Origin of the sequence: Nostoc sp. DedVER02 (genome assembly GCF_034530675.2) — a bacterium.
Taxonomy (GTDB): Bacteria; Cyanobacteriota; Cyanobacteriia; order Cyanobacteriales; family Nostocaceae; genus Nostoc.
In genome coordinates this window covers 38,319-53,561 of sequence record NZ_JAVRCP020000022.1, presented here as the reverse complement: position 1 = coordinate 53,561, position 15,243 = coordinate 38,319, and the positions used below count along the sequence as shown (strand labels likewise).

Here is a 15,243-nt window from a genome sequence, read left to right as displayed (position 1 = left end):
TGCGTTTCTATCAAAACTTAATCTAGCTGGGGAACCCAGGTTGCATCTACGGCACAGGATATACACTCCTTATCACTTCCGTTTCTATTAGTAGTTACAAGATTTCGTACACTCTTCATGTCACCTTCATCCAGTCGCCAGTAACCAATTAGCCCATTTTTAATTTCTTCATCAACCTTCACCCGCCGAAACAGATTTGTTTTAATTTGATCTTGAGTACGAGCTAATTTCCAAAGTCGAACATCAGTTATAGAGATGTTGAAGAAATTAGAATTATCTTTAATAGAAGACGTTTTTCCACTACCAATATGTAAAGTTTCATCAGGTTTGCCAATTGGTGCTGTGAAAATACCCCAAGTTTTATGCTGCCCTCCAGCCAACATACTCTTGTAATCTCCTGCGATTACTACACAATTTTGTCGTTTTCCATCTATATATATTTCTATTTCTTGTCCTTCGTGTGAGTTATCATCTTCTCCTAATTTGCCCCATGTAAATGCAATATGATGCCAAGATTTATCATTCGGGGCAAGCTCTTGAGTCTCAACACATGAATAAGATTTATTGTTATTATTGCCTAACTCTACCCGGATTCTCCCACTAAGCCACGAAAGAGAATAACCATTTTCATGTCTTTTATCATCAATTTTTCTACAGCCTCGACTCACAATTAACGCATTTCCATAAACATGTTTAATCCATGCTTCAACTGTAATTCCATCAGTAATATCTAAACCTGAATTATTGCCACAATCAACACGGTGATCTTCACAATTGAAATTTAATGCAGAAGGTAAAGGTGGAGTAGGAAAGTTAGATTGACGTAACCATGTTGCGCCTTTAACTTCACTTTTATCTTTTTTGGATATGAGGTTACATATTTCATTGCCTTCACCTTCTTCAAATCTCCAATAACCAATTAATCCTTCTTCTTGCTGACTACTTAAACGCCGTGACTTATCTTGATTAATATTTTTTTCCTTACGAACCATATTCCACAAACGTACTTCAGCAATAGCTCCTTTGAAAAAACTCCACAAGTTGCCTTCAGGCGGAAAAGACGGAATAACAAAATTTTTGTTAGAGTAAGCACCAATGAAAAGAGGACTACCTTGAGTAAGGTCAACATTTTTCTGAGCAGATATACTTTTTTGAATTTTTAATAATTTATCTTTAGGTAAAGCTGAACTTAATGTGGTTTCACAACGTTTACCATTGATATATATTGTTAATTTTTTACCTATATTGCAAGTTATAGCAATATGATTAAATTGGCCAAACTGAACTCCTTTATCTGTCATGTATTCATAAGATTGAATTAGGGCGATCATTTTCTGAGTTAACGGCCCAGCAACACCATCAGATTTAAGTCCATAATCTTTTTGAAAATGTTTTACAGCATCTGCCGTTGTTTTATCAAAACAACCATTTGACTCAGCTTTATAGTAATCTAGGCTTTTTAAAATATTTTGAATAGCTTTTACTATTTCTCCTCTGCTTGGATTTTCAAGTGCAGGTATTTTAAATCCATTATCGTCATTAAGCTTTTCATAATCAAGTTCGTACAATCCTAAAAAAGTAATCTCAGAATTTAAAGCATCTAATATTCTAGGATGTATAGTATGTATATCGCCACTCTCTTCAAGAGAATCAATTTGTTTTTCCTGATCTTTGTTTTCATTAAAATCAGATACAAATTTTTTTAATGCTTGCTTAGTAGCATCATCATATTTGCCACTGGGTTCATAGCTATAGTAAGCATGAGTAGGATTCTTACTAGAATACAGGCTTTTCAGAATACTTTGCAGATTACAGATAACTTCTTTCTGCTTATTTTCTTCTTCAGGTATCTCCAGAGGTAGAGTAGGAAGCGTATACATTTTTCGGGAAAAAACGATTTTACCTTTTGTTGTTAGATAAATTCGTATACTGTCATAACCAAGGGTTGCAATCCCATCAGCAGATGAGCTTTGAAAAAATTTGCTGAATATTGTACTTTCTACTTCATTAGAATACGGGCATATTAAAGCTTCAATGCTAAATTCATCAATAGGTTTTTTTTGTTGCCAATCTCTTAAAAGTATGTAATCATTCAATCCATCTAATTCAAGCGCAGATGGTAAGGGTGGGTAGTTAAGCTGCTCAGAAGTGATTACGAAATCTTGAATAAAGCTTCTTAGCTTAGGATTGCTCAGACTTTTTTTCTTTAAATCCTCAACAATTCGACAAATTCGGATGCCTTGTTCAGCAATTATCTGAGTTTTTTGAGGAGTATGACTTGTGATAATTTTCTCTTGATTAAGATGATTAGGTATAGCTGCATGATTTAGTGCAACTAATTCTAATTTAGTATTCAAAACTGGACTTCCAGAAGAACCGTAATCAGAATCAGCTTCATATCTCAAAAAATATTTCTTTAAACCATTAACCTGATTATTATATAAAATAATCTGCTTGCGTCTACCTTTCGGATGTTGAATGATAATGACTGGTTCTCCAGGTATATTTGGATTTTCAGAAGTCCAGCCTAAAGATGTTAAGTCTTGTTCATTAAAGCCATTCTTTATTAGAAGATTTTTTACACCATCTCTATCTAAAGCTGGAGTTATATTATCATTATCTTCATTTAAAGTAATCCACCCAAACTGGTATCCAGTTTGTTTACCTGATGAGTAACGCTTCAGTTGGATTATTACATAATCCATTCTGGGATCATTATTGTAAACAAATAATTCTTGTGGGGCCAGTTCATATTCTATAATAGATTGTGAAATATCTGATGGTTCATCAATATAGTTAAACTGTGCTATACACTGACAAGCAACTTCTAAAGATGAAATTACGTGGCAGTTTGTCATTAAATGAGTACCTCCTACTAAAAACCCAGTTCCAATTGGTAGTGGATTTAGTTTTGCAAGCTGACCAACAGTAATATTTTTTAGAGCTTCTAATGGTCTTAAATTTGAATTGCTAAAAATCTCCTCAGCTAATGATTGAGGAATTGAGAATATTTCTTTAATTTTATCTTGGCTATCAAAATTATTGCTATTTAGACTGAGAGCATATTCAACAATTTTGATAAAATCTTCATGCGGAAAATTTCTAACTATTCGACAGACAGATAAACCTATTTGGTTTGCTCTTGATAAAAAAGATGAAGGTAGAAAATTTGGAATTCCTATTACAGAAGTAACTAGAGTATTCTGTTGTGAATACTTGGCATATTCAACACGCTTTCTAAAAGTCTCTAGAATTTTATCCTTCTCCTCCTCTTCAGGATGAAACAAATCTTTAGGTGTCAGTAAAACTCTATCTGGTTCTTTGGTAGAAAAATTTGATGTATTTAGAATTCCTATCCAGTCATTTAAAATCCAAGATTCTAAAGAGTCTGTAGCTATTTGACTGGTATGACTATCCTTAGCTTCCATATAATTTTTAATTTTTATTAATAAAATTTAACTTCAATTAACTGCCATTTTATGAATATACAATGTAGTCTTATTTTTAAGAGTATAAAGACTTCTGTTTAATTTTATGTACGATCGAGCAACAAATGTTAGAAGTAAGCGTTTTAGCCAAAAATCTTTACAATCGAATTTAAGTAATATTGTTGCTGGGCAAAGTTTAATTAATTGGAATAAAGCAATTATAATCACTATTTTATTTTTTTTAATAGCAGGTTTTTTAGCAGGTTTTTTAGGTGCGCTTGCCAGTTTGCAAATAGGTATAGGAACGGATGGTAAATTAGAATATCTATTAATGATATTAGTTGTATCTATTGTTTTGATTAATGCCATTTACCAAAGTTTGAATAGAATTACCTTGATAGGAATATTATCTATCATACTAGCGGTAATAGTTCCAGTGCTAATATACTACTTAGTCTACCATTTAGGTATTTTGCAAAATCCAAAATTATTCTTGCCTAACTTATTCTTGCCAAAAGCTTTATTTATAATTTTGTTTGGTTTATTAATTAGCATTATAAGTTTTTTATTGTTCTGCTTTGCCCTTGCTCTGAGTAATGTTTTAATTAATCGGTTCCAATTAGTAAAAACATTTGGGATTTTGATTATGATTCTAATTGCAAGTGTGCTAGGTTCTATCATAGAGATATCTTTTGAGCTTCAGCAGACAAAATTTAAAGAAAATTTGTCATCCTTTAATTTACAAATAGTAATTATTTTGGGAGGAATTGCATTTGGATCTTACATAGCAGGAAGTGCATGGTTAAGCAACCGCTTTAGGAATATACCTTTGAATCGTCAGAATTTATTAAGCCTATGGGCACTAGCTTTTGGTTCATGGGGTGGTACATCTTTCTACAATCTAGACCTGAGTAGAGTTAACTTTAGAAATGCTAAATTAGCTAACACTGACTTACGGGCAAGAAAACTTTACCGCACTTGCTTTCAAGGTGTAACTGGACTCGAAAGATCAAGAGTCGATAGTCGCTATATGGATTTAGAAATACCCAAGGTACAAAAACTTTTGACTCAGGGGCATTCTGAAGATCCAGACTTTAGTGGTTTGAATTTGCGAGGTGCTTATCTGCAAGATGCAGACTTGCGCCGCATGAATTTCATTGACACAAATCTTACTAGTGCAGATTTACGAGGTGCAGATTTGCGCGCTAGTATCCTAGCAAATGCTCAAGTTATCGACGTTGACTTTACAGATGCTAACTTAACCGGAATCTGTATTCTAAATTGGAACGTTAATAGCCAAACGTGCTTTACAAATGTCGAGTGTGACTACATCTACCGCAGATTAGATGATAAAGGAGAACCAAGCGATCGCTTTCCAGCAGATCGCAACTTTAATCCCAGAGAATTTGAATCTCTTTATCAAGAAGTTGGTAATGTCGTTGAATTAGTGTTTAGAGAAGGAGTGAATTGGCGTGCTTTTGCATTCACCATGCAAAAACTCCAGTTAGAAGACGAAGGTTTAGGGCTAGAAATCAAAGGAGTTGAGAAACGAGGGGATCTTTGGGTTGTCAAGGTGACTCATAATGAGAATGTTTCCACCCACGAGGTTGAGACACGCCTGAATAGTGCCTATGAACAGTTACAGCAATTGCTGGCGACTAAAGAACAGCAAATAAACAGGTTACTAGGAATTGTCGAAAACCAAACAGAGGCATTTAAGGAAATCAGTAAACGTTTTGGTAATAATTTCTGGATTACTGGCAGTAGCATTACTAACTTAGCTGGTTCTGGACAAATTGAGTATGATGAAGCGGCGGTTCAAGTACGCAATATTGTTGCTAGTAGTGCTGATTCTGGACAAGCCACAGCGATATTGCAGAATTTTTTAGCGAAACTTCAACGTCAGAGTGTTGCAGCCACAGAGGAAACGCAAGCAGAGCTGATGCAGCAGATGATTTTAGCCGAAGCAGAAAAAGATTTAGTTTTGAAGCAATTTTTGATCCAACAGGAACAGCAAATTATAGCTGCTTTTCCACAAGGTATATTGGCAACAGCTATTCAAAATGCGATCGCGCAACTCCGGTAGGGCTGAAATCTCAACCCAGGCGATCGCCTACGGCGGGCGGGACATCAGGGAAATTCGAGTGCATCCGAAGCTCAGACAGTATTTATACCTTGCGTAAGTCCTAATACATAATGACCAATGACCAATAGACCTCTTGCAAAAGTGCTTTTTGCAAGAGAGGGGAAAAGGGTAAAGGTTAAAGGGTAAAGGGAAAATAACAAACCTTTCCCCCTTTCCCCTTCCCCTTTTCCCGACAAATGCCAAGAAGTCTAATGACCAATGACAACTCTCACGATTAAATATACAAATTAAATGAGTCACAGCTTATTTTCACCAGATGTCTATTCAGCATAGCTACAATAATGAGTTAGTCAAAAGTCAATAGTTAATGATGAATTATTATGGACAATTGATTCTTATAATGATGGGTTACTTGCTTCTCTACTTGTAATTCCTGAGAGCCAGTTCAACACCACTCCCTTCAATGTGGGGGAAAATACGCAGATTATTGGCTCACCTTCGCTCTTGACTCTTGATAATCAGGTTTTAATTATGTTGTCTGGCTTAACAAAGTTTATACTGGGGTTTTTCTTAGCGATCGCTGTGCTAATAGGTGGCGGCGCTGCAATTGCACTCTATTTTATGAATCGCACCGGCATACCTCCTGCCAAACCTGTTTATTCTAACGATAGTCCCTCGGTGAAAGCCCAAGCTCCAAAAGGAACTCAGCTTGGAGGAGCTAAACCTAGCCCTACACCTGGGACATCTAGTAAATCGTCTCCAACTCCCACTCCTACAGAATCGCCAAAGGCTACCCCATCAGCAAAACCATTGCCATCAGGAGCTTACCGAGGGCGTGTTAGTTGGGCTGAAGGTTTGAGTTTACGATCGCAACCAAATCAAGAAGCTGAAAAAATTGGTGGGGTTGCTTTTAATCAAAAAATTATTATTTTGGAACAAAGCGAGGATAAGGCTTGGGAAAAGATCCGTTTGGAAGGTAGCGAACAAGAAGGTTGGGTGAAAGCAGGTAATACTGAAAAAGTTGATGAACAACAGCCTGAAAAACCAGAGGATACAGAAAAAACAGAGCAATAACTATTCCATAAATAAATTTAGTTGCTCTGAAACCAGGATGGTTTTAATTGTTTCTCCTTTTAAAGAGCAGATCCCTGCACCTGCATCTTCTGGAAAATTACTTGTAAAGAATCATACAAAAACCAACTACGACACAGAGAAACTAGTATAATCTTGTATGGTCATAACTTGAAAAAAAGCAAGTGAAAACAGGGGTAGATAGCTATTTAACCAAGCTTGCCTCAGTCTTTGAGGCATCTGAAAGCATCAAGGTTGTTCCTACCGTAGCTAATTTCAAATTTTTGAATTGGAAAAAGTTATCTAGCGGTACAGCGATGCGTCTTGTATCTGCGGCAATAATTACGGGGCTTCTGAGTGTCGCTGGACAAGCTTTAGCACTTCAAAAAATCGGAAGTAATGGGCCGGAAGTTAGCAGTAGCCAGAGGTGTTTAAAAAAGTTAGGCTACTTTAATGGCCCAGTAAGTGGCAAGTTTGCTAGTTTGACTCAAAATGCTGTAATCAGATTCCAGCAAGCTAATAGAATACCTGCTGATGGAGTTGTAGGCATTAATACGCAACAAACATTACAAAGAGCATGTCAAGGTAGAAATACTAATAGTGCATCGCGGGCAATTGGTCAATATCCTGTTCTCTCTCAAGGCAAAACTGGTGCAGCCGTCACAAGGTTACAACAGCGTCTGCGACAATTAGGCTACTTGAATGCTAATCCCAATGGGAACTTTGGCCCAAAGACTAAAGATGCTGTGATTAAATTCCAGCGAAATTATGGCATAGCTGCTAACGGAATTGTAAATCGACAAACTTGGAATGCACTACTGGGTTCCTCTCCAACTCAAGCTAGATCCTCTAGATCGTCGAGTCTTTCTAGTCAACAAGTGAGAGAACTACAAGTGCGTTTGCGACAGTTAGGTTATTTTAATACTAATCCTACTGGGACTATTGGCCCAATAACTAAAAATGCTGTGATCAGATTCCAGCAAAATTATCGCCTACCTGTTGATGGCATTGCCGATGCTCAAGTTTTGGAGGCAGTGCGTAGAGCCTCTACAGGTGGAGCTATTACTCAACAAGCGAGCAGAGATTATCTGACTGTAGGCGATCGCGGAGATAATGTCGCATTAGTTCAAGAGCGTTTATCACAGTTGGGTTTCTCTAATACCAATCCTGATGGCTTTTTCAGCGATTACACCAGAGAATCGGTAATTGCATTCCAGCAATATTCTCGAATTAATGCTAGTGGAAATGTAGATTGGCCAACTTGGCAAGCATTAGGCTTGAATAGCGTTGCTGCGGGCAATCCTGCTGAGGCTAATAGTTATATATCGCCAGAAACTCCCTATCTAGTACCTGTTAATACTGGCTATGCTACGCCTGAGAATAATCGTTATGTATTACCCCCTGCCAATGGCTATGCCGTACCTGGGACTAATGGCAACACATTAGTTGCTAATAATCCTTACAGAGTAATAATACCAATTTCTGGTAATGATACTTTGAGTAAAGTGCAACAATATATACCTGATGCTATTACAGAGCAATCCCATCTAGGGGATTATGTGAATGCTGGGGCATTTAGCGATCGCGCCCAAGCCGAAACCCTAACGAGAAAGCTCCGCTCATTAGGTTTGGATGCACGGGTAAAATACAATTAACTAATTCGTAATTCGTAATTCGTAATTCGTAATTAAATTGACAAACTTAACTGCGAACCTTCTTGAGTTTTATTCACTTCAATCCTGGCTTGGAAAGCTTCTTTGAGGTGGGGCATGTGGGTAACGGTGAGGATGCAGGCAAAATCAGATGCGATCGCATTAATCGCTGCAATCAAGCGATCGCATCCTTCGGCATCTTGTGTACCAAAACCTTCATCTACAATCAACAATTGCAACGCTGCCCCCGCCCGTTGCGCTAATAATTTCGCCAGCGCTAAACGGATGGCAAAGTTAATTCTAAAGGCTTCTCCACCAGAGTAAGTTTCATAAGATCGCGTTCCTCTAGAATCGGCGATTAAAATATCTAGGGTATCTATTAGCTTGGCATTTTTCTTGGTTGATTTAGCACTGCGCCCAGCTTTTTGAGTAATAAATTGTACGTGAAACTGATTACCACTCAACCGCGAAAGTAGTTGATTTGTTTCAGCTTCAAGTTGTGGTAACACATTTTCAATCATCAGTGCTTGGATACCATTTTTACCAAAAGCTTGCGCTAATTCCTGATAAACCCTATATTCTTGCTTACAAGATTTTAGTTGCTGGTGCTGTTGTTCATACTGAATTTGCAGCGTTTCCAGTTGAAGCGCCAACTGTTCCAAGCGCCCTAACTTGGCTATTTGCTCATCAAGTTGCCGTCTGCGTATGGTTAACTGCTGCTCTAAAGCTTGAATTTGAGCAGATGGGTTAGCTGTTGCTTGTAGTTGCTGGATAATGCTTTCGATTTCTCCGCCGAGTTTTTGCCGCTCGGTTATTCTGGCGCTTCTAGATTCCTCTAACTCTTGCAATCTCGTTTGGAGTTGGGGATACTGCTGCTGGGCTGAGAGCAGTTGTTGATACCGCAAATGCCAAGATTGGGCTTGGCGGACAGCTATACGCAAATTATTGTGCTGCTCGGAACTGTAGCCTATTTCGGCAATGTGACGCTCAAGAGCCGCGATTTGTCTAGCACATTCAGAATCAGTCCGCTCCTGTTCGATTTTGAGTTGTAATTGAGCAATTTGGGATTGTAATTCTGGTTTTCGGGCTAATAGTTGCGCCTGTCGCTTAGTAGCATCTTTAATCTGCCCTTGTTTAATTTCTGCCCATCGCCACCGTTCAACTTCACTCCGGGCGAGGGCGTGGTCTTGTTCATTATAATTAGCTTGTTGCAGATATTGGTCTAACTGCCGGAGTTCGGCTTGTTTATCGGGAGCGTAATCACCAGCTTGGAGCGATCGCTCTAAATGTTGTTTTTCAACCGCAATTTGTTGTAACTGTTGTTGAACATCAGTTGTAGCTTCCAACTGTGCTGCCAACTGTCCTCGCTGTTCGCGTAAACCATCGTAACTCGCCAATTGTTGAGAAATATCCCGATATTCTTGCCTCAATGTCTGAATTTCTTTGTCAGACACAGCCATTTGTTCTCGCACTACCCAAAACTGCCCTTGAGTATCCTCTAACTCCGTCTGGGTTTTTTCCACCACCCGATTCCAGTGATGTTCATCTAAAGGACGCTCACATAATGGACAAAGTGCTTCAGGATTTTGGAGCATAAGCAATTTTTGCTCTAATTCTCCCAGTTGTTTTTCATAGTCCCGTTGGTGAGCTTGCAGACGTTCAATAAAATGCCGCCTTTCTTGTCCTTTTTCCTGGACTCGTTGCAGATAAACCCGCTTTTTCTCAAGTTCCTCAATCTGGATTGCTACATCCATCACCGCTTGTTGTAGTTGCGGTTGACGGCGCTGCTGTCGTTGCAATTGATTCTCAGTACTTTGGAGTTGTTCGAGCCGCGCTACTAAGCCAGCATGAGTGCGATCGAGTTGGCTTTGTAAAGTTGCTCGTTGTTGCAACAATGGAGTCACTTGCATTTGCAGTTGATCTAGACGAGCAACATGGTGACGGGCTGCGGTAAGCTGTGACAAAGCGGCTTCTACTTCACCTGATTTAGTCAGAGTTTGCTGAATATCTCGCTCTTGTTGCTGTAAAGCTTCGATTTGGGCTTGGGCTTGTTGCAGTTGGCGTTCGATTTCGTGAATTTGTTTGGTAAGCTGTTGTTGCTTTTGTTGGCGAGTCTGCCCAGCGCGGGTATATTCTTCAAATTTGGCAGCAAAGGCTTCTTCTTGAGATTGGAGACTTTGATATTGAGCATACCCAGCTTTAATTTCAGCTTCTTGGTGTAATACTTTTTCTAAATCTGATAGCTGAGAGCTTATAGCTGATTGTTCTTGTTGGAGGCGATCGCAATCTTGGGTAAGATTTTGGTATTGCTGTTTCACAAAATTAAGTTGTTGTTCCCAACTTTGGCGCTGGTGCTGGACAACTTGCAAACTTTGTAATTGAATATTATCAAAAGCTTGCACCTGTTGGAGTTGGTTGAGTTCGGCTTCTAACTCGACTCTTTGCGCTTCGGTAATCTCACGTTGTTGCAACTGAATTTTGATCGACTCCAAAGAACGCTCTAACTCTACTGCTCGCGCTTTGAACTGACGAGAAGATTCCTTTGCCCGTTCTTCTAAATCATCATACTGATTAAGTTTCAACAATTCCGCTAAAATTTCTTTGCGTTCCGTGGGACGCTTGAGCATGAATTCGTCTGCACGACCTTGACGTAAGTAAGCAGAATTAATAAATGTATCGTAATCTAGCTTGATATGTTCTAAAATCAAATCTTGGGTTGCTCTTACCCCTTTGCCAGTAAGTGAGCGAAACCCTGATGGGATTTCTATTTGAAATTCGAGGACACTAGTACCTCCGCGAATTCGAGTACGAATCACCCGATATTTTTGCTCGTTACTTTTGAAAGTAAAATCAACTCGAACTTCTTTCGCCCCAGAATAGATCACATCATCTTCAGCAGTGGCGCGGCTTTCACCCCAAATAGCCCAAGTGATTGCTTCCAGAAGCGAAGATTTACCCGCACCATTGGAACCCGAAATACAAGCCGTATGCAAACCGCCAAAATCTAAAGTTGCATCACGGTAACTAAGAAAGTTTTTGAGGATAAGTTGTACTGGGATCATTCAGGCTATAGCGCCACATCTACTTTTAATAGTTAACAGTACAGATGCACTGTTTGTTAGTTTAGCTATCTAGATATCAGGTTTCTAGTCTTGAAGACTTCAATTTTACAAAAATTAACAATAGGATAAGTAAATTTCTGTTGTTGGATGAAAAATTTTTGCTATTTTCGGAGAAAAATGAAACTTCCGTGGCGAATTGTCGAAAGACGATGAGCGATCGCACCAAAAACAACCTTAAGCATCAAATCGCGGTTTGACTGGTTTACAAGCTAAAGAGAATGTGCGCGAAAATCGAAGAACTTCAATCTACTGAAAAATATTGGTTGCTCACACCTTACTATTAAGAACGTGAATCTACCAATCAACTGATGATCGAGGAACGAGAAAGAGCCGATAACGATTCGCCGTGGAAAGAAATCTTAGAAGCATACTTTCCCCAAGCAATGCAGTTTTTTTTCCCCCAAACAGCAGCACTAATTAATTGGGAACGTCCCCACGAGTTTCTCGACAAGGAATTTCAACAAATAGCACGGGAAGCTGAACTTGGTAGAAGATATGCAGATAAGTTAGTCAAAGTCTGGCAAATTCAAGGAGAGGAAATTTGGCTGTTGATTCATGTCGAAGTTCAGGGTAAACCGGAAGATATATTTGCTCAAAGGATGTTTTCTTACAACCTGAGAATTTTTGACAAATTTGCTCAACCAGCCATTAGCCTAGCAATTTTGTGTGATGCTGACTCTACTTGGAGACCAAATCAATATAGTTACAATTATCCCGATTGTGGTCTGAATTTTAGATTTGGAACTATCAAACTGCTGGATTATCAACAAAAATGGACAGAGTTAGAGAATAGCGATAATCCGTTTGCAACGGTGGTAATGGCACATTTGAAAACCCAGCAAACTAGTAAACAGCCAGGAGAACGGAAAAATTGGAAATTTAGCTTAATTCGGCGATTATATGAACAAGGGCTGCAAGAAAGGGATATTCGCAACCTTTATCGTTTTATTGATTGGGTTATGATTTTACCAAAAGCGTTAGAAGCAGAATTTTGGCAAGAATTTAAGTTATTCGAGCAGGAGCGTACCATGAGTTACATCACTACAGGCGAGCGCATCGGCTACGAGCGAGGAAAACAGGAAGGAAAACAGGAAGGTGAGCAAGGACTTGTCTTACGACAGCTACAAAAACGGTTAGGAGAGTTACCCGACGAAGTTCGGGAACGAATTCAAAGTCTTTCTCTAGAACAGTTGGAAGCATTAGGTGAGGCTTTGTTAGATTTTAGTACGATCGCTGATTTGCTTAATTGGCTACAAACTCATCAAACAGTTTAGTGCGATCGCACCTTTCATTGATTTATGAAGAGTAGCCTACACTACTCCCTACATTACGAATGAGGCTCTCCCAACAACACAATTGAACACTTCAATTCTCGAAGTAACTGCGTCGTCACTTCGCTAATGGCTAATCCCCCTGCTGTGCGATAACGAACGGAACGTAACACCGCTAAATCAAACGCCTGAGCTTCCCGAATTATGACTCTAGCAATGTCATCGCCTTTGATTGTTTGAATATTTGTATTCACCTCTAATTGACTTTTAGAAGTAATATCAGACAATTGCGATACAAAGTTATCCACGCGAACCTGTGGTGTTTTGCGATCGGATACATGTAATAACACAACTTCCGCCTGATTAACATCAGCCAAAATCTGAGCAAACCGCAAAGCGCCTATAGTTTGGCGCGTTAAGTCTCCAACTGGCACAAGAATTCTTTGGATTGTCTTGGGGCTGCTCAAAAGGCGTGTTACTGCTACTGGACAGTGAGAAGACCAGAAAACGCTATCAATTACACTACCAAATAAGCGGGCACGCAAACCTGTTGCCTGCGACCAACCCATCACTACTAAATTAGCATTTTGTTCTCGACTGGCACGGCTAATTCCTAAAGCTGCATCATCATCAATCCGAATTGCTGGTGAGACTTCCACCTCAAATTCTTGACTGATTTCTATAGCTAAATTCAATCTTTCTCGACTTTGGTCAAGTGCAGTTACTAATTGCGGATCATCCATCTGGATATGCGCTCTAGTAATAGCTAATGGCACAATCTTTCCAGATTCATGACTAGCCAGTAGTGCTGCCATTTCTATTAAATAGCGCTGGGTTTGGGGGTTGTATATTGGCACTACTATAGTAAATGGATATTTGTTTTTCTCCACTAGGTGATCTTCATGATCTTGCCACCAACTGGTCAAACTATCTGTTTCAAAATCTGACTGAGCAAGCTGTAATAAAGAAGCAAATCGTGATGTGATAACTGGGCCCAAAATTGCAGTCACCAGCATAAGGACAATCACACTGTTTAAAACAGCTTCACTGATTAAGCGTTCACCAGCAGGATTTTTCGTTTGATAAGCAACCAAAGTTGCTGCTAGTGTGGCTGCTACCTGTGGTAGTGACAATGACCACATCGTTAGCAATTCCGCCGTGTTGTAGCGATACAATAATTTGGCTAAGAATGCTGCTATAAATTTGCTACCAATCAAAGCTACTACAATTACCAAAGTCAGCCAAATTGAACTGAGGGTTTTGATAAATGCAGGAATATTAATCAATAATCCCATGTCCACAAAGAAACAAGGAATGAATAAAACACTACCAATAAACTCGATTTTTTCTCTGACTGGGCTACGTCCCAGAACATCGTTGACAGCTAAACCTGCTAAAAACGCACCAACAATTTTTTCAACTCCAATTATTTGCGCTCCGACAGATGCCAAAAATAATGCTAGTAAAATAAACAAAAACTGGTTACTTTGTTCATCCCCAGAGCGGCGAAAAAACTCTTTTCCTGCCCAGTCAAAGCCAAACAGGACAACAGTAGTGTAAATTGCTAATCCACCTAACAAAATCGCTAAACTTAAGGCAGAGAATTCCCCTCCGTGAATTCCGACACAAATCGCTAATACTAGCAAAGCACCTGTGTCAGTAAAGATTGTGGCACCAATTGTGACCGTTACCGCTTCATTTCTTACCACTCCTAAACGACTCACAATTGGATATGCCAAGAGGGTATGAGAGGCCAGTAAAGAACCAATTAGGACAGAGGAATTCCAACTAAAATTAAATAACCGCCCTGTAGCAATGCCAGCAATCATTGGAACTAAAAATGTTAAAGTCCCAAACCCGATTGAGCGATTTCTAGTTTTACGAAACTGCTCTAAGTCAATTTCTAACCCTGCTACGAACATCAAATAAAGTTTACCTATTTCCGAGAGCAGATTGATAGTTTCAGACTCAGGGTTTAACAACTTTAGCCCATTTTGCCCTAGTAATATACCCGCCACCAACAACCCCACTAATCCAGGTAGTCGTAGTCGCTCAAATATAGGAGGTACAGTAAAAATTACTGTTAGGAGAATCGTAAATGCAACGATAGGACTGTCTGTTAACGAGTTCAGTTCCATGTTTAATAATTAAGTCTAAATAGGAAAGTTACCATTAATATAAGGAAATTCTACTTAAAATTTTTATTTTTTTAGTTTTATTAGTTACAAACAATTAAATATTTAACAGCATAAATGTTGCGATCGCAATTACGATACTACCTTAAGAAGGGGTTTTCTACATCTACAGGTTGAAATAAGAATGGAATTTATAATAATGAATTTAATAAATGAATAAATAGTAGAAAATAGCTCATATAGGAATCATATTTGATTTCTGAAAAATCTAAGTATTTGTAGGGTGTGTTAGGCGTAAGCCGTAACGCACTAAAGCCTTAATAATAGTACGTTACGCTGTCGCTAACGCAACGCCAGTGACGCTCCTGCGTCGCTACCGCTACGAAGTAGCTCAAGTCGGGAAACTCGCCCACGCGACTGGCTCCCCTACGTATCTTTTCCAAAATCAAATAGTAGTCCTATAGCGCTTCTCGTTTGA

At 39.0% G+C, this 15,243-nt stretch carries 8 protein-coding genes; 4 read left to right on the top strand and 4 right to left on the bottom strand.

Annotation, left to right across the window (positions count from 1 at the left end):
* Nucleotides 1-17: 17 nt before the first annotated feature.
* Together RMZ41_RS20905 and RMZ41_RS20900 are read right to left on the bottom strand one after the other, a co-directional pair.
* Complete coding sequence (locus tag RMZ41_RS20905; RefSeq protein WP_322642672.1) at nucleotides 18-3,428, bottom strand: LamG-like jellyroll fold domain-containing protein; 3,411 nt, start codon at nucleotides 3,426-3,428, stop codon at nucleotides 18-20.
* Between the two features lie 33 nt (nucleotides 3,429-3,461).
* Nucleotides 3,462-3,797: a hypothetical protein gene (locus RMZ41_RS20900; protein WP_322642673.1), complete on the bottom strand. Its 336-nt coding sequence runs from the start codon at nucleotides 3,795-3,797 to the stop codon at nucleotides 3,462-3,464.
* Between the two features lie 277 nt (nucleotides 3,798-4,074).
* Here RMZ41_RS20900 and RMZ41_RS20895 point away from each other — a divergent pair, with 277 nt between their 5' ends.
* The 3 genes from RMZ41_RS20895 (at nucleotide 4,075) to RMZ41_RS20885 (ending at nucleotide 8,240) form a co-directional block, all read left to right on the top strand.
* On the top strand, nucleotides 4,075-5,514 hold the full coding sequence (locus RMZ41_RS20895; protein WP_322642674.1) for a pentapeptide repeat-containing protein: 1,440 nt from the start codon (nucleotides 4,075-4,077) through the stop codon (nucleotides 5,512-5,514).
* Between the two features lie 531 nt (nucleotides 5,515-6,045).
* Complete coding sequence (locus RMZ41_RS20890; protein ID WP_322642675.1) at nucleotides 6,046-6,588, top strand: SH3 domain-containing protein; 543 nt, start codon at nucleotides 6,046-6,048, stop codon at nucleotides 6,586-6,588.
* 182 nt (nucleotides 6,589-6,770) lie between these two features.
* Nucleotides 6,771-8,240, top strand: coding sequence for a peptidoglycan-binding protein (locus RMZ41_RS20885; RefSeq protein WP_322642676.1), 1,470 nt, complete (start codon nucleotides 6,771-6,773; stop codon nucleotides 8,238-8,240).
* A 32-nt stretch (nucleotides 8,241-8,272) separates the two neighbouring features.
* Here RMZ41_RS20885 and RMZ41_RS20880 read toward each other — a convergent pair whose 3' ends face one another.
* Nucleotides 8,273-11,299, bottom strand: a complete 3,027-nt coding sequence (locus RMZ41_RS20880) for an SMC family ATPase (RefSeq protein WP_322642677.1) — start codon at nucleotides 11,297-11,299, stop codon at nucleotides 8,273-8,275.
* A gap of 368 nt (nucleotides 11,300-11,667) precedes the next feature.
* Between RMZ41_RS20880 and RMZ41_RS20875 the strand changes: the two genes are divergently transcribed.
* Nucleotides 11,668-12,633 (top strand): DUF4351 domain-containing protein, encoded by a 966-nt coding sequence (locus RMZ41_RS20875; RefSeq protein WP_322642678.1) that lies wholly within the window; start codon nucleotides 11,668-11,670, stop codon nucleotides 12,631-12,633.
* Nucleotides 12,634-12,686: 53 nt separating this feature from the next.
* On the opposite strand, the gene RMZ41_RS20870 is transcribed toward RMZ41_RS20875, so the two are convergent.
* Nucleotides 12,687-14,768: a cation:proton antiporter gene (locus tag RMZ41_RS20870; RefSeq protein WP_322642679.1), complete on the bottom strand. Its 2,082-nt coding sequence runs from the start codon at nucleotides 14,766-14,768 to the stop codon at nucleotides 12,687-12,689.
* Between the last annotated feature and the right edge of the window lie 475 nt (nucleotides 14,769-15,243).

Bases quoted from the DNA above. Each gene is read 5' to 3' on its own strand.
- RMZ41_RS20880 (WP_322642677.1), bottom strand. From the start codon at position 11,299: ATGATCCCAGTACAACTTATCCTCAAAAACTTTCTTAGTTACCGTGAT.
- RMZ41_RS20875 (WP_322642678.1), top strand. From the start codon at position 11,668: ATGATCGAGGAACGAGAAAGAGCCGATAACGATTCGCCGTGGAAAGAA.
- RMZ41_RS20895 (WP_322642674.1), top strand. From the start codon at position 4,075: ATGATTCTAATTGCAAGTGTGCTAGGTTCTATCATAGAGATATCTTTT.
- RMZ41_RS20890 (WP_322642675.1), top strand. From the start codon at position 6,046: ATGTTGTCTGGCTTAACAAAGTTTATACTGGGGTTTTTCTTAGCGATC.
- RMZ41_RS20870 (WP_322642679.1), bottom strand. From the start codon at position 14,768: ATGGAACTGAACTCGTTAACAGACAGTCCTATCGTTGCATTTACGATT.
- RMZ41_RS20900 (WP_322642673.1), bottom strand. From the start codon at position 3,797: ATGGCATTAATCAAAACAATAGATACAACTAATATCATTAATAGATAT.
- RMZ41_RS20905 (WP_322642672.1), bottom strand. From the start codon at position 3,428: ATGGAAGCTAAGGATAGTCATACCAGTCAAATAGCTACAGACTCTTTA.